The sequence below is a fragment of the Eubacterium sp. ER2 genome, from assembly GCF_000765215.1.
GTDB lineage: Bacteria > Bacillota > Clostridia > Lachnospirales > Lachnospiraceae > Claveliimonas > Claveliimonas intestinigallinarum.
On the sequence record NZ_JPJE01000055.1, the window covers coordinates 1 to 14,504 of the forward strand.

At 57.7% G+C, this 14,504-nt stretch carries 15 protein-coding genes; 14 read left to right on the forward strand and 1 reads right to left on the reverse strand.

Annotation, left to right across the window (positions count from 1 at the left end):
- Positions 1-242 precede the first annotated feature (242 nt).
- The 14 genes from NI21_RS0115195 to proC all read left to right on the forward strand — a co-directional run bounded on the left by NI21_RS0115195 (position 243) and on the right by proC (position 13,780).
- Positions 243-632, forward strand: coding sequence for a GntR family transcriptional regulator (locus tag NI21_RS0115195; protein WP_033127059.1), 390 nt, complete (start codon positions 243-245; stop codon positions 630-632).
- 15 nt (positions 633-647) lie between these two features.
- The gene (locus NI21_RS0115200; protein WP_147581216.1) at positions 648-2,069 is read left to right on the forward strand and encodes a hypothetical protein; all 1,422 of its coding nucleotides are present in this window, start codon (positions 648-650) and stop codon (positions 2,067-2,069) included.
- A gap of 143 nt (positions 2,070-2,212) precedes the next feature.
- Entirely contained in the window at positions 2,213-3,403 is a 1,191-nt protein-coding gene (locus NI21_RS16185) for a helix-turn-helix domain-containing protein (protein WP_052084190.1), read from the forward strand.
- Positions 3,404-3,469: 66 nt separating this feature from the next.
- Positions 3,470-4,915 carry a hypothetical protein gene (locus NI21_RS0115210; protein ID WP_033127061.1) on the forward strand — a complete coding sequence of 482 codons (1,446 nt, stop codon included), beginning with the start codon at positions 3,470-3,472 and terminating at the stop codon, positions 4,913-4,915.
- A gap of 393 nt (positions 4,916-5,308) precedes the next feature.
- Positions 5,309-6,028, forward strand: coding sequence for a lantibiotic protection ABC transporter ATP-binding subunit (locus tag NI21_RS0115220; protein ID WP_033127073.1), 720 nt, complete (start codon positions 5,309-5,311; stop codon positions 6,026-6,028).
- A complete protein-coding gene (locus NI21_RS0115225; RefSeq protein WP_147581218.1) occupies positions 6,025-6,828 on the forward strand; it encodes a lantibiotic immunity ABC transporter MutE/EpiE family permease subunit in 804 nt (267 codons plus the stop codon). The genes NI21_RS0115220 and NI21_RS0115225 overlap by 4 nt, the downstream gene beginning before the upstream one ends.
- Positions 6,825-7,568 (forward strand): lantibiotic immunity ABC transporter MutG family permease subunit, encoded by a 744-nt coding sequence (locus tag NI21_RS0115230; protein WP_033127064.1) that lies wholly within the window; start codon positions 6,825-6,827, stop codon positions 7,566-7,568. The genes NI21_RS0115225 and NI21_RS0115230 overlap by 4 nt, the downstream gene beginning before the upstream one ends.
- A 15-nt stretch (positions 7,569-7,583) precedes the next feature.
- Positions 7,584-8,249, forward strand: coding sequence for a response regulator transcription factor (locus tag NI21_RS0115235; protein WP_033127065.1), 666 nt, complete (start codon positions 7,584-7,586; stop codon positions 8,247-8,249).
- Positions 8,250-8,251: 2 nt separating this feature from the next.
- Entirely contained in the window at positions 8,252-9,772 is a 1,521-nt protein-coding gene (locus NI21_RS0115240; protein WP_033127066.1) for a sensor histidine kinase KdpD, read from the forward strand.
- Between the two features lie 91 nt (positions 9,773-9,863).
- On the forward strand, positions 9,864-10,175 hold the full coding sequence (trxA, locus tag NI21_RS0115245; protein WP_033127067.1) for a thioredoxin: 312 nt from the start codon (positions 9,864-9,866) through the stop codon (positions 10,173-10,175).
- 255 nt (positions 10,176-10,430) lie between these two features.
- A complete protein-coding gene (locus tag NI21_RS0115250; RefSeq protein ID WP_033127068.1) occupies positions 10,431-11,582 on the forward strand; it encodes a YdjY domain-containing protein in 1,152 nt (383 codons plus the stop codon).
- Positions 11,582-12,019 (forward strand): hypothetical protein, encoded by a 438-nt coding sequence (locus NI21_RS0115255; protein WP_033127069.1) that lies wholly within the window; start codon positions 11,582-11,584, stop codon positions 12,017-12,019. Before NI21_RS0115250 ends, NI21_RS0115255 begins: the two co-directional genes overlap by 1 nt.
- Positions 12,020-12,244: 225 nt before the next feature.
- The gene (locus tag NI21_RS0115260; protein WP_052084194.1) at positions 12,245-12,901 is read left to right on the forward strand and encodes a ketopantoate reductase family protein; all 657 of its coding nucleotides are present in this window, start codon (positions 12,245-12,247) and stop codon (positions 12,899-12,901) included.
- Positions 12,902-12,979: 78 nt separating this feature from the next.
- On the forward strand, positions 12,980-13,780 hold the full coding sequence (proC, locus tag NI21_RS0115265) for a pyrroline-5-carboxylate reductase (RefSeq protein ID WP_033127070.1): 801 nt from the start codon (positions 12,980-12,982) through the stop codon (positions 13,778-13,780).
- 34 nt (positions 13,781-13,814) lie between these two features.
- Here the strand turns inward: proC and NI21_RS0115270 are convergent.
- Positions 13,815-14,504: Crp/Fnr family transcriptional regulator (locus tag NI21_RS0115270; RefSeq protein ID WP_369792851.1), on the reverse strand; the 690-nt coding region annotated here is incomplete at its 5' end.

The following is a 14,504-nucleotide window of genomic DNA, read 5'->3' on the forward strand; positions in this document are numbered from 1 at the left end:
TATTGCCACACTCATTCTAACAGCTTAAGCAACAAGATGGGTAATTCCTTACTGGCTGTAAGGGGTATTAACCATAAATATATTGTAGTAGACAGGAGAAGCGCTGTGACAGCGAACTTTCTTTCTAAAAGTACTTGCCAAAAAGTATTATCTGTATTATATAATGTAATACAGATAATACTTTTTTTATAGTGGCATAGATTACAAAGGGGAAAATGGATTGCAAAGAGGAGGTGTCAGCCATGATCATTTCGCTGGATATGAGCAGTGAGACCCCGATTTACGTGCAGCTTCGCAACCAGATCGTCACAGGCATAGGGAGAGGGGAGCTGCGGGCCGGGGAGACTCTCCCTTCCGTGAGGCAGATGGCCCGGGACGCGGGGGTCAACACCATGACGGTCAACAAGACCTACCAGATCCTGAAGGCGGAGGGCTTTATCGAGATCGACCGGCGTAAAGGAGCCACGGTTCTGCCCGCCGGGCAGGCGGAAGGGCGGTTCCGGGAAAAGCTGGAGGCAGAGCTGGAGCTTTTGTCGGCGGAGGCCTGCCTGAAAGGGATGAAAAAGGACGAGTTCATGGGCATCTGTAAGGCGATGTTTGCCAGCATGCACCCGGCGGAAAGTGAGGGGTAAGGGATGAAAATTGCCATGTTTTTTATTTTTCTTGTTTGCAATCTGATCATTGTCCCACTCTGCCAGTACTCCTACGGAAAGCTGTGGGAATACCGGGAGGGGATGGTGCTGGGGGTCCACATTCCGGCCACCTGTGTCCAGCACCCCCGGGTGAGGGAGCTCTGTGAAAGGCATAAAAAAAGCTGGATCCTATTCCACCGGATCAACCTGGCGGCCAGCTTTCTCATCTGCTTTGTCTGCTTTCTGGACTACATGGCCTTTCTCATCGTGTGGATGCTCTGGCTGCTGGAGTACGTGTGCGGTCTGGAGTATCTGATCATCGTCCCCCACAGGCGGATGTACAGGCTGAAGATGGAGAACGGCTGGATGGATGAGAGGAGCAGGAAGATCGTGCGCATTGACACAGCCGTCTCGGCGGCTTCCTCGAAGCTGTCCCTTGACTGGAAGTGGCATCTGCCCATCCTTGTTCTGACCGTGGCCACAGCGTATTTTGTGGCCGTGGCGGAGAGAAAATTCCAGGTGGACACCCCGGAGGCCTGGCCCTTCTGGCTGCTCTACGGGACCGGCGTGGGGCTCTGCCTTCTCTTCCTGGCCATGAATGTGGGAGTGGAGCGCCGTCCCAACCGGGTGTACAGCGAGGACAGCCAGATCAATCTGGCGGCCAACCAGCTGACGAAGCGGTCCTGGACCGAGGGGCTTGTGTACGCCTCCTGGGTGAACGGCGTCTCCTGGATCTTCCTGGCTGTTTCCTATTACCGCTACGGCCCGGACATGCCGGGAGCTGTGTATGTTATCTACACAGGGCTTATATTCCTGGCCGTCGCCGTCCTCCTCCTTCCCCTGGGACTGTCCGTGGGAAAGCGCAGGGAGGTGCTGGAGGCGGACACCTCCGCCTGCTGCATTGACGATGACGAGTACTGGAAGAAGGGCTGGTACAACAATCCGGGCGACCGGCATCTCTTCGTCCAGGACAGGTTCAACAGCATGAACATGTCCATGAACTACGGGCGGCCGGCGGCCAAGGTGATCACAGGAGTCCTGGCGGCTGTCATCCTGGGCGGCCTGGTCTGGACCGCGGTGCTCCTGTCAGATTTTGTCAACGTGGAGGTGGTGTTCACACAGGAGGGGGACACCTTTACCTTTGAGGCGGCCGGGTACGACTGCTCCTTTGACAGGGCCAGGATCCGGTCCGTGGAGCTCCTGGACAGTATGCCGGAGGAAAATTTTACAAGAACAAACGGAGGCAGCACGGAGGAGTATCATGTGGGATACTTCAGGGGAAAGGAGACAGGAAGATGCATGATGTTCCTGTACACGGGATGTGAGCCCATCCTGGAGATACAGCTCGACGACATGACTGTGTTCGCAAACAGCCGCCAGGAGGAGACCACCCTCTCCTGGTATGAAGAGCTGGCCGGACAGGTGATTGGGGAATAGAAAATAAAAGTCCGGAAGGGCTGAAAAGCAGGGAAGAGCGGGAGACTCCACTGTCCGTGGACTCCCGCTCTTCCCTGCGTATATTGCCAGATTTCCTGGGCCGGGGTATGATAGGAGCAGAAACAGCGAAGGGAGGCAGGTGTATGGATGCGGAAAAGACAGGCAGATATATTGCGGCCTGCAGGAAAAGGAAGCAGATGACTCAGAAGGAGCTGGCCGACAGGCTGGGGGTGACCAACAAAGCCGTCTCCAAATGGGAGACAGGCCAGGGGATGCCGGATATCAGCGTCCTTCTTGAGCTTGCCAGGGTGCTGGAGGTGCCTGTGGAGGAGATCCTCCGTGGCGGATCCAAGGAGAGTGCCTATGAGACTGTCGGAGAAACCAATCCATTATATGTGATAGAAAAAAGCGATCAAAAGAAACAGATAAATTTCCAAAAGACCTGTTCGCTGGGCGGCTATCTGTCTGAGGGAGCCGGGTGGGTGCTGCTTGTGCTGGGGGTGCTCTGCCTGGCCCTGCAGGTCTGGTTCCTTCTGAACCGGGGGAGGTACCAGATTGAGTACATGGCCTGGTGGATGTTCTATGTGGTAAACGCAGGAGCTCTTCTTTTCCTTCTGCTGGGCGGCATCTGTGTCCGCCGGCTGCGACGTTTTGCCCTGAAGCCGGCTGTGGCGGCAGTCTTTGGCCTTCTTTTTTGCGGCAACCTGGCGGCGGCCTTCCTGACAGGGACAGATCAAAGGGAGGTCATCCGCCTTTCGCCTGGGCTTTCAGGCAATTGTATGGTTCTAAAGATCAGGGAGGACAGCGGGGCGGCAAGGCTGTACCGGCCTGCCGCCGGCCCCTTTGTCCGACCGGCGGAGGAGATTCCCTTTACGGTCGCGGGGGAGGTGAAGACCCAGTGGCTTGAGAAGGATGTGTGCGCGGTCACCTACCAGTCTGAGGAGGACGGCGGCGTGCATCAGTTTGTGGCCACCTACGGGGACAGGAGCGATGGCGTCGCTTACTACTATGTGTCAAATGCCCTCCTTGGCACATGGGTGGGAGAAGACGGGTACCGTCTGGAGCTGACAGGCGGTCCGGATGGAGGGATCATCCTTGAAACTCCGAGAGGGACGGAGTTCTACGAATATGAGGACTGCCTGCAGTACGGGACGCTGGCCCTCGTCCTGCCAGGCCAGGGGCCGAAATGGACTCTTGTGCTGAACCGTGACTGCATCCTGGAGAGCGGGGAGACAACGGTAAATGACGGGGGAACGGTCACTCTGTGCCGGGTCAGCATGAAGGACACCACGCCGGTGACACTCAGAAGAGTCATGGACGGGGCGGCCGGATAGCACAGACGGCCGCCCTGGCGGACAGAGCGTAGGACAGACAGTATAGGATCAGAAAGGGGACAGACTATGAAGGGAAAAAAGAAGATCCTGCTTGTGGCGGCTATACTGGTCGCGGCGGCCCTGGCGGCGTTTCTGATAAAAACGTGGACAGAGCGGGGAGGAGAAGAGACACTGGAGCAGGAGGGACTTTCCTCCATCCTGGATAAAGTGAGGGAGACGGAGGAGTTTCCGGAAAACTGCAATATCGCCTATCTGGGGGCGGACATCACAGAGGAGGGAGAGGTGACGGACTTCACCCTGACAGTCATCGGCTTTGACAGCCAGGACCAGTACATTTCCCACGTGGGCTACACCTGGGATGAGGAAGCCGGGGAGCTGTCCTGCCGGGAGTACAGTGAGACGGCTCTTCCCACCTACTATGACCCCAACGCGGATTTTGCCTATATCGACAGCCAGATCCGGCGAATTCCCTTTGAGGCCCAGATCCGCCTCCTCTCCTTTGACCGATATAAGGTAGAGTACCAGCAGGACACCCAGCTCCCCGCCGGGACTCCTGTGCTGGACGGAAGCGGGGGAGAGGATTTCCCGGTGCTCACCTGGGAGGAGTATGAGCGGGGAGAGGGCGGTGTCAGCGACGGCTCCTCCGCTATGGTCATCTCTCTGACGGACGGCACCGGAGCCACAGGAGAGCGCCTGGAATACTACTGTGAGGCTGCGGACCAGGAGGCCCTGGCGGGGCACCCGGAGTCTGTGATGATGATGGATTACCGGCTAAACGGAGGGGAACTGCTGCTGACAGGAGACGCGGGAGAGACCTGGGTTGATACAGGGCTCACCGAGGAGCAGGTAGATGAGACAGTGGAGACCTACGGCCGGGGCGGACTGCTCTTTGAGGACAGCTATTACGGGGACAAGGAAAACGGCCTCTACGCCGTGTTTTACGGGCAGACGCCTGTGCTCCGCCTCTCCGGGGACGGAGGGCAGACCTGGGAGGATATTCCCTTTACAGACTACATGCCAAGGCTCTGCACGAGAAGGATCGTCCGGTTCCTGGACCGTGAGAACGGCTACGCGGGGCTTGGGACAGACTGGACTATGGGGACAGGGGGCGCTGTCTATGTGTACTGGACTCATGACGGGGGAGCGACATGGACCTCCTCCACCAGCCTCTATGAGGACAGTATGATGCTGGACGGCCTTGCCTTTGCGGACACCTCAAACGGTGTGGCGAGCCTCCAGACGGTGAACGGGGACGAGCAGTATCCGGCTCTTCGCGTGACTACTGACGGAGGCGCCTCCTTTACAGAGCTTGTCCTCCCCTGGGAGAGCCTTCCCTCCAGCGTAAGCTTTCTGGACAAGGTGGACACTCTCACAGAGGAGGACGGTGTGTTCACACTGACCCTGGGACAGGGGACAGCCGGCAACACAAAGGCTGTCTTTACGAGCACTGATGTGACCGGCGGATGGACCTTCAAGGAGAGCTATCAGGGAACCATCCACACGGTAGGTTGATGGTTGATCATTTTTTGGGAGCTTTGGCTCCGAAGACAAACATGCCGTACCGAATAAGCGTGTAGACGACCAAAAGGCAGCCTGTCCGATGCCCTGTGCCCCGAAGGCAGGGGCTGTGACAAATGTCAGCTCCTTTTCCGGCATTTGAAAGCCTGTTCTGTAAGCCATTATACCATGGCCGCACAGCGCCATGGGGCTCCGGCAGATGCGCAGCGGATTTCTGCGGTTCCGCAGAAACCGCTTTATGCGCAGGTATAATGACTACAATGTAGTCATTATACCATATTTTCTCCATCTTTATAAATTCCTTATAACCACTCTCTATACTTTCGGATGTAAGGCAGGGAGGCCCCGGGAAGAGGGCCCTCCCAAAAGAAAATGGAGGAGAAGAATATGCAGTCAATCGTGTTAGAGACAAGATCACTGACAAAGACGTTCCGGGGCAGCGAGGCGCGGGCCCTGGACAAGGTGGCGGTCCGCATCCCCAGAGGGTGCGTCTACGGGCTGCTGGGGCCGAACGGCGCCGGGAAGTCCACGCTGCTGAAAATTATCACCGGCATGATGAGGCCGGACGAGGGGGAGGTGCTCTTTGAGGGAAAGCCCTGGCAGAGGCAGGACTTAAGAAGGACCGGAGTCCTCATAGAGACGCCGCCCATCTACGACAACCTGAGCGCCCGGGAAAATCTCCTTGTGCGCACCACTGTACTGGGGCTTCCAAAGAGACGGATCGATGAGGTGCTGGAGATTGTGGAGCTGACGGATACGGGGAAGAAGCGGGCGGGGAAATTTTCCCTGGGCATGAAGCAGAGGCTGGGCATTGCGGCGGCCCTTCTGCCGGACCCGGATCTTCTCATACTGGACGAGCCCACCAACGGCCTGGATCCCTTTGGCATCCAGCAGCTGCGCGCCATGCTGAGGGGCTTTGCGGACAGGGGCATGACCGTGCTCATATCCAGCCACATCCTGGGAGAGGTGGAGCAGATGGCGGACCACATCGGCATCCTGGCAGGAGGCGTTCTGGGCTACCAGGGAGGGATGCCAGGGAGAGGGCATCTGGAGGAGCTCTTTGGGAAAGTGGTGGAGAAGAACCGGAGAGGGGGCTGGCAGGCGTGAGCGGGAATAGGATGTCTTCTGAAAAAATATCTCTCTGGAGTCTGTGCCGGGCGGAGGCCATGAAATACCGCCGCAGCGGCACCGGAAAGCTGTGGCTGTTCATGCCCGCGGTCACCCTGGCCGTGGCCTTCTGGCTGAGCAGGAGCTACGGCACTATCAGCGGCTACAACTGGTGGTATGTGGGGCTCTATCCGGGCATGCTCTCTCTTGTCTGCTGCATGACAGCGGCAAAAGATGCAAAGCTGGGGAGCCGGGCAGTCCTGTCCCTCCCCGTCCGTCCGGCCCGGGTGTGGGACGCCAAAATCCTGACCTGCGCCCTGGCGGCGGCAAAGGCCAACATCCTGGTGGGCGTCCTGGCCTGGGTGCTGGGAAATATCCTCCTGCCGGCGGTAGGGATAGAGCAGACGCTCCAGGTGTCCTGGACACAGACGCTGGCGGCGGTTCTTGTGATGACAGCGGCCGGCATCTGGCAGGTGCCCCTCTGCCTGTGGATGGGGCAGAGACTTGGCATGCTCCCGGCCCTTATCATAAACGTGGCCCTGGCCACCAGCGGCGTCCTCACAGCCGTCACATCCTTCTGGATGGCAGACCCCTATGCGGTCCTTCCCAGGCTGATGTGCGCGGTCATAGGAGTTCTCCCCAACAATATGCCGGCCCGGCCGGGGATCCCCACCTACTCCCCGGAGCTGCTGGACACCTCCGCCATCCTTCCGGGGTTGACGCTCTGCCTGGCCCTTCTGGTTTTTCTTTGGTATCTGTCCCGAAGGTGGTATGAGAGAAAGGGGGCGGTGCAGGCATGAGATCCTGTGTGAGACTTTTCTGCGGGGAGATGCGCAAATACGCCCACACCTCCATCCTGTGGGTACACCTTATCCTGCCCCTTGTGGGCATGGCGGTGTTCCTTCTATATTACAGCTTTTCCGCCTGGGAGAGCGGGGCAAAGGCCCAGGCCTACCTGGAGGTGCTGGCCTGCATCTGGCCCTTTCTTGCAGGGCTCATCTGCGGCATGGCGGTGGAGATGGAGAGGAACAGTGGATTTCAGAACTTTCTTCTGCTGCCTGGGAGACGCTGGCAGGCTCTCCTTGGCAAATGGCTCTGTCTCATGGCCCTGGGCCTTATCGCCGCCCTCATCGCCGCTCTGGGATTTGGGGCTCTGTTCCACCTGCTCCCCGGGGGGAATGTATTTTCCATGAAGGTATATCTTCTGGAGGCGGCGGTAATCTGGATCTGCCAGGCGCCTGTGTACATGCTCCACCTGTTCCTGGCTGCCCAGTTCGGGAGGGGAGCCAGCATTGGTGTGGGCGTGGGAGGTGCCATCCTGGCCTTCCTCATGCTGACAGGTATGGGCGAGGGGATCTGGATGTATCTGCCCTGGTCCTTTGGTGGCAGATGGTGTGATTTTATGCTAGTATATAGCCTGGGCGCCGTGGACCGGGCCGTTCTTACGGGAAACGCATGGCCGGCGCTTGTTGTGTGCGGCGGGCTGACAGCCCTCATCTTCGGGGCGTCGCTGCTCTGGATGGGGAGAAAGAATTTTTAGTGGGAGAGGGAGAATATGGGAGTGCATATATTGGCGATAGACGATGAGGAGGGGATTTTGCGGGTCATAAGGCGGGCTCTTGAGAAGGATGGCTGCCATGTGGACGCGCTGAGCGACCCGCTGGCGATCGACACCGCTCGGCTGGGACAGTATGATCTGATCCTCCTGGATGTGATGATGCCGGGGATGGACGGCTTTTCCCTGTGCAGACGCATCCGGGGGGAGGTGGACTGCCCGGTCCTCTTTCTCACGGCAAAGACCGGGGAGGAGGATCTTATGCGGGGACTGGGGCTGGGAGCCGACGACTATATCCGCAAGCCCTTTGGCATAGGAGAGCTCCGCGCCCGGGTACAGGCTCACATCCGCCGGGAGAGGCGGGAGAGGACCCACGCGGTGATAGCCGGCGATGTGCGGTTCTATCTGCGGGAAAAGCGGGCAGTGTACAGGGAGAGGGAGCTGCCCTTCACGAAAAGCGAGTACGAGATATGCGAGTATCTGGCCCTCCACCGGGGGCAGGTGTTTTCCCGGGAGCAGATCTATGAACATGTCTTCGGATACGATGGGGAGAGCGACAGCTCCGCCATCACGGAGCACATAAAAAACATCCGGGCAAAATGCCGGGAGGCAGGCTGTGAGCCTGTGGAGACAGTGTGGGGAATGGGCTATAAATGGAGAAATTGAAAATGACTAAAAACAGGAAAAATCCAAGACAAAAAAGATTGCATGCAATCTTTGTGAGGTTCCTCCTGGGATACGGGACCGGAGCCGCTCTGCTGGCCTGCGTGGTCATAGGACTCTATTTTGCACTCATCGCCCTCGACTGCATCCGCATCCCCTCCTATGAGCAGAACCAGATCATGGCGGCCTCCCAGGCCATCCGTACAGGCGGCCAGGTGGAGGGAGAGCTTCTGCCGGACACCTGCTCCTACGGCGTATACAGCAGGGAGGGATCCTATCTCTACGGCACCCTATCGGGGCAGGAGCAAAGAGCGGTGTGGGAGAAGGGGCGAGACTGGCAGACAACCGGACTGTACGGTAAATTCTGGCAGAGAATAGAAAAGGACAACGGCAACATCGCCTTCATCAGCTACCAGGTGATGGCGAAATTTGTCTCTCCCGCTCTGCGCACCATATTCCCCAATGCGGAGCTTCTCTTTCTGGCGGTTCTGGGCCTTCTTCTGGCAGCGCTGACAGTGGTGGTGCCCCGGTTCTTTGGCAGATATGTGGATCGGCGTCTTCTGGTGCTGTCCCGGGCCGCCGCCCGGGTGGAGAGGGAGGACCTGGATTTTGAGAGGGAGCGCTCGGATATCCGGGAGATCGACCAGGTGCTGGGAGCTATTTATAAAATGAAGGAAGCCCTCCGCAAATCCCTGCGGGAGCAGTGGGAGCTGGAGGCAAAAAAGGAGGAGCAGGTGTGCGCCCTGGCCCACGACATCCGCACGCCCCTCACCATTATCCGGGGAAACGCGGAGCTCTTTCTGGAGACGGAGGACATCCGGGAGATTCGGGAGTGGGACAGGGAGATCCTGGATAATGTAGAAGACATAGAGGCCTACCTGTCCATCCTCCAGGAGGCCATGGGCCCGGCGGGAGGGAAAAAGGACTCCGCCAGGGCAGCGGACGGCGGGCGGGAGCTCTTCCCGGTTCGCCCCTGGATGGAGGAGATAGCTGAGAGGGCCCAGGCCCTTGGAAGATCCAGACAGGTGCAGGTCATTTGCCGGAGCAGCGCGGCAAGGGGCTGTGAGGCAAAAGCAGCAGACGGCGGCGTGGGCTGGGTTCTGGAGGGGGACAAAAAAAGGCTCTCCCGGGCTGTGCTGAACGTGATCTCCAACGCAGTGGATCACTCCCCGGAAAAGGGGAAGGTGCAGGTGAGGGCAGAGACCACCTTCGCCCCCTCCGGGGAGGGAAGGCTCACGGTGGCTGTGGAGGACGAGGGCCCCGGCTTTTCCAGGGAGGCCCTTTGGCGGGCCACGGAGCGCTTCTACCAGGACGGGGAGGCCAGGCGGAAGGGGCATTACGGCATGGGGCTTTACATTGCCCGCACTTTTGCAGAGGAGGCAGGCGGGAGCATCCGCCTTGCCAATCTGTGCGAAGGCGGCGCGCAGGTTCTTGTGGAGCTGCCCCTGCTTCGGGAAACGCCGCAGAGCGGGCAGGACAGGAAGCTTTCCGATCTACAAAAACCTGAGAATATGAAAAAACTGTAAAGAATGTGACCTGGTTACAGAAAAACCTCCCGGATCGTGTATAATAGAGACAGAAACAAAAAAACAAATCCAAAAGGGAGGAATTGATAATATGGCAGCATTACATTTTACAAAGGACAATTTTGAAAAAGAGGTATTACAGTCAGACGTGCCGGTACTGGTAGACTTCTGGGCAACCTGGTGCGGCCCATGCCAGATGGTGAGCCCTATCATTGAGGAGCTCTCTGATGAGCTGACAGGCGTGAAGATCGGCAAGGTCAATGTGGACGAGGAGATGGAGCTGGCAAAGCAGTACAGAGTGATGTCCATCCCCACTCTCATTGTATTCAAGGACGGCAAGAAGGTGAACATGGCCATCGGCGCCCAGGGCAAGGAGGAGATCAAGGATCTGCTGGGCGTGTAGGCTTGAATTCCTAAAAATGTAACAGATGTTGTTCCCCGGCTGCGGTTGGTGGGAGCAGGAGAGAAAAGCAGGGATGAGAGGTCTCTGCTTTTTATTTTGCGGCCGCAAGGTCAGGGAATTTCTGCAGCCCTGCCATATATAGAAAAAATGAATATATGAGATGATATATAATAAATACCGATTGGCCTTTAGGAGGCGACAGGGTTAAGATAAAGAAGAAATATTGTTCACTTTTTGACAAAGGAGGAGAGGTTTATGAAAAAAACAGCAGTATTTCTCGCCCTGCTTCTGACGCTGGGAATAACCGGGTGCGGAGCCCAGAAGGACACGGGCAGTGACAGCGCAGAGGAGACGACGAAGGAGGCGCAGGGGGAGACCCAGGAGGGTACAGATGCCCTGACCGTGGACGAGGCGTCTAAAACTATCACGGTACAGGCCACAGCTACAGGAAACACTGAGTCCTCTATCCATCTGCTCGTCAACGAGTCGGGGAGCAACGCCAAGAGCGCATTTTTCACCACAGAGGCGTCCACAATGGACTTCTACGACGCCCTTGTGGAGCTGGGAGGTATTCCGGGAAACAATATTCCTGTTGACGCGGAGAGCGGCACCATTCTGGGCAGCGGCCTGGATGTGTCCATCACAGTGGACGGGACAGAGTATGATACATACGATCTGATCACAGCCTCCGAGGAGCGGGAGATGGATATGCGCTTTGGCGGCAACGTGGCCCTCAATCAGGAGTATGCTACAGGCTGCCTGCTCTGCATGGAGAGCTGTTCTGTAGGTATTGCCAGCGACGCGGCGTACCAGTACAACGAGCCTATTGAGTTTACACCTTCCGACAGCATGCCGGAGGAGGGGACAGATGTCACCTTTACCATTAAAGTGGACGATACGTCCATGGTGGTAAATGAGGAGGCAAAGACTATCTCCATGAACATTCTTTCCACCGGCTATGACAAGTCGACGATCCACGCCATCGTAAATGAGGAGGGATCCAATGCGGATAAGACCTTATTTACCACAACAGCGGACACGAAGGAATTCTATGAGGCTTTGAAGCAGCTGGGCGCCCAGGACGGCAACAACATTGCTCTGGACGATCCGGACGGCATCATTGAGGGAACCGGACTGGATGTAAATGTGGAGATCGGCACAGAGAACTGCTCCTTTGCGGATCTGTTTACGGCCTCCGAGGAGAGGGATATGGACATGCGCTTCGGCGGCAACCTGGAGGTGAACCAGGAGTACGCCACAGGCTGTATCATGTGTCTGGAGAGCTGCCCGGCCGGCATCACGAGCAACGCGGCTTACCAGTATCAGGAGGAGATCACCTTCGGACCCTCTGACAAGATGCCTGCCAAGGGAACCCACATCATCGCCACGTTTACGGTTGAGGAGTGATGGCGAGGGTCACAGGAGCTGTCTATAACGGGTTGATCTGGGCGTGCCTGGCCACGGTGCTCTGTGTCAACTCGGTGGTGATCTGCATGAAGGTCAATATGGGCACCCTGTTCCTGGCTGTGTTCGCAGGGGGCGCCCTTCTTTTGTGGGGCATTACCTTCCTGAAAGGGAGGAGGGCAGGGGCCCTGTTCAGCCTGGTCAATCTGGTGGTCTGCATACTGGCGGCAGTACTGGTCTACCAGTTTATCTACGGGAAGGATCTCCTGACAAGGCCGGCTTTTATTCTGCGGCTGGCACTGCACAGGCAGGTGCCCTCCCAGGACCTTGTCAACGGCGTTCTGCTGGCGGCGGCCCTGCTGGGATACCTGGCCGTGCTGCTGACAAACCGACTGACAGACCGAAGAGAACAGAGAAAGAAAAGACCCTCAAAAAAATAGACAGGAAAACAGGAGAGGCCGCCCGGCCGGGGAGGAGGAAATGATCCCCGGGCGGGCGGCTTTTCTTTACATGCCTTCCGGTCCGTGGTATCCTGTTTTACAGGAGACAAAAGAGCAGGAGGGAAAGAGGATGATAGAGAGAACAGCGATCATCGGAATGGGTGCCCTGGGCCTTCTCTACGGAGACCAGATCGCCTCCGCAAAGGGGCCGGAGCTCTCGACACCATGAAAAACTGTGTGGGAGAGAATACGGTCATCCTCTCTGTGATGAACGGTATAAGCAGTGAGAAGATTATCGGGGAGCGGTATGGCCATGGGCGGCTGATCGACACGGTAGCACAGGGAATGGACGCCATGAAATTTGGCAGTAAGCTGACCTACACAAAAATGGGAGAACTGCGGATCGGCGCTGAGGACGCTTCTCAGAAGGAGAATCTGGAGCAGGTGGCAGCCTACTTTGATGAGATAAAGATGCCCTACACAGTGGAGGAGGATATCCTCCGCAGGCTCTGGGGAAAATTCATGCTGAACGTGGGAGTCAATCAGACATGCATGGCCTTTGAGACCAACTACGGCGGAGCCCTGGAGGAGGGAAGCCGGGCCCATGAGACTATGCTGGCCGCCATGCGGGAGGTGATCGCCCTTGCAGGTGCGGAGGGCATCCGGCTGACAGAGGAGGATCTGGAGGAGTACATCGCCATCCTTCGCACTCTCTCCCCGGAGGGCATGCCCTCCATGCGCCAGGACGCTGTGTCCAGGCGGCCCTCGGAGGTGGAGATGTTTGCGGGGACTGTGATCCCCATGGCCGAGAGGCACGGCATCCCTGTGCCGGCCAACAGATTTTTATATGAGAAGATAAAGGAGATAGAGGCGTCCTACTGACTGTTACAATAGCATCAGGATAAGAAAAGATAAGAAAACGCGGGAAAAGAATGAGGACGCCCGTATGGGAGGTATGGTATGACAAGAGAAGCGGTAAAGCTTGGATTTATCGGATTTGGAAATATGGGACAGGCTATCGCGGATGGGTTTTTGTACACCCGCACACTGGAGCCGTCCAGGATGTGCGCCTGCGCAGTGAACCGGGAAAAGCTGAAAAAGAACACGGAGGCGAGGGGAATGAGAGCCTGCCGGGACAGCAAAGAGGTGGTGGAGCAGTCGGATCTTGTAGTGCTGGCGGTGAAGCCCTGGATGGCCGGGGCGGTGCTGGAGCCCCTGAAGGGCCTTTTTTCGGGAAAAGTCCTCTGGTCCGTGGCGGCAGGCGTCATGTTCGACGATTTTGAGGAGATGCTGGGGCCCGGCATCCACCACATCACGGCCATCCCCAGCACCCCGGCGGCAGTGGGGGAGGGGATCTACACCTGCGAGAAGAGACATTCCCTCACGGAGGAGGAGCACGCATTTTTCCTCTCCCTGCTGTCTGACATCGGCATGGCGGTGGAGGTGGAGACAGGGAAAGTCAACATCGCCAACACCATCAGCGGCTGCGGGCCTGCCTTTGCCAGCATGTTTATAGAGGCGCTGGGGGATGCGGGCGTCATGTACGGGCTTACGAGACCTCAGGCCTACGAGCTGGCCGCGGGCATGATGGCTGGCACAGGGAAGCTGATGCTCCACCAGGGAAAGCATCCGGGACAGATGAAGGACGATGTGTGCTCCCCGGGAGGCACTACCATCCGGGGCGTGGCCGCCCTTGAGAGAGCAGGCCTTCGCACAGCCGTCATCCAGGCGGTGGAGGCCGCCATGAAGACTTATGAATAGAGACCTATGAATAGACCAGCGGGCCAGGGAGCGGCTATTGCGCAGAGTCAGCCAGCTTCCGGAGAGCCTTTTTGTCCAGGATGGTGACGCTGCCCCTGGCCAGGGATACATAGCCCTCCTGGGAGAAATATTTCAGCATCCGGGTCACCACCTCCCGGGCACTGCCCATGAGCTTTGCGATCTGCTCGTGGGTCAGGGAGAGGGTGTCTGTGGCAAGGGAGGCGGACTCGTCCAGAAGAAAGATGGCAAGGCGCCTGTCAAAGCTCATAAATAGGATCTGCTGCATAGCCCACATGACGTCCGAGAAGCGCTCGGCCGCCGCCTTGTTGGCAAAGGCCTCCACGTAGATGTTGTCGTGCATCAGAAGGGAGATGACAGCGGAGCTGACCTGCAGGACCTGGCTGTCATCCACGGCGTCTATGTACACGTCAAAGGTAATGGAGGACAGGACGCAGGAGGCGGAGAGGATGCACAGCTCCCCGGGATAGATGCGGTACAGGGTGATCTCCCTGCCGTCCTCGGACATGATGTACACCCGCAGGGATCCTGTTTTTACAAGGAGAAGCCCCAGACATTTGTAGTCCGCCCGGTGGATGGAGGCTCCCTTCTTATAGGAAACGGACGTGGTGCTCTGCAACAGCAGCGATCTCTCCGAGGGAGAGAGGCGGGGGAAAAAGGGGAGCGCATTTTCAAGAAATGCCTGGTCTTCTTGTACGGTCATAGG

What these genes read in the sequence shown, in the direction of transcription:
- NI21_RS0115255 (WP_033127069.1), top strand. Translation starts at nt 11,582, where the DNA reads ATGGCGAGGGTCACAGGAGCTGTCTATAACGGGTTGATCTGGGCGTGC.
- NI21_RS0115230 (WP_033127064.1), top strand. Translation starts at nt 6,825, where the DNA reads ATGAGATCCTGTGTGAGACTTTTCTGCGGGGAGATGCGCAAATACGCC.
- NI21_RS0115260 (WP_052084194.1), top strand. Translation starts at nt 12,245, where the DNA reads ATGAAAAACTGTGTGGGAGAGAATACGGTCATCCTCTCTGTGATGAAC.
- NI21_RS16185 (WP_052084190.1), top strand. Translation starts at nt 2,213, where the DNA reads ATGGATGCGGAAAAGACAGGCAGATATATTGCGGCCTGCAGGAAAAGG.
- NI21_RS0115210 (WP_033127061.1), top strand. Translation starts at nt 3,470, where the DNA reads ATGAAGGGAAAAAAGAAGATCCTGCTTGTGGCGGCTATACTGGTCGCG.
- NI21_RS0115240 (WP_033127066.1), top strand. Translation starts at nt 8,252, where the DNA reads ATGACTAAAAACAGGAAAAATCCAAGACAAAAAAGATTGCATGCAATC.
- NI21_RS0115235 (WP_033127065.1), top strand. Translation starts at nt 7,584, where the DNA reads ATGGGAGTGCATATATTGGCGATAGACGATGAGGAGGGGATTTTGCGG.
- NI21_RS0115200 (WP_147581216.1), top strand. Translation starts at nt 648, where the DNA reads ATGTTTTTTATTTTTCTTGTTTGCAATCTGATCATTGTCCCACTCTGC.
- NI21_RS0115220 (WP_033127073.1), top strand. Translation starts at nt 5,309, where the DNA reads ATGCAGTCAATCGTGTTAGAGACAAGATCACTGACAAAGACGTTCCGG.
- NI21_RS0115195 (WP_033127059.1), top strand. Translation starts at nt 243, where the DNA reads ATGATCATTTCGCTGGATATGAGCAGTGAGACCCCGATTTACGTGCAG.
- trxA (WP_033127067.1), top strand. Translation starts at nt 9,864, where the DNA reads ATGGCAGCATTACATTTTACAAAGGACAATTTTGAAAAAGAGGTATTA.
- proC (WP_033127070.1), top strand. Translation starts at nt 12,980, where the DNA reads ATGACAAGAGAAGCGGTAAAGCTTGGATTTATCGGATTTGGAAATATG.
- NI21_RS0115250 (WP_033127068.1), top strand. Translation starts at nt 10,431, where the DNA reads ATGAAAAAAACAGCAGTATTTCTCGCCCTGCTTCTGACGCTGGGAATA.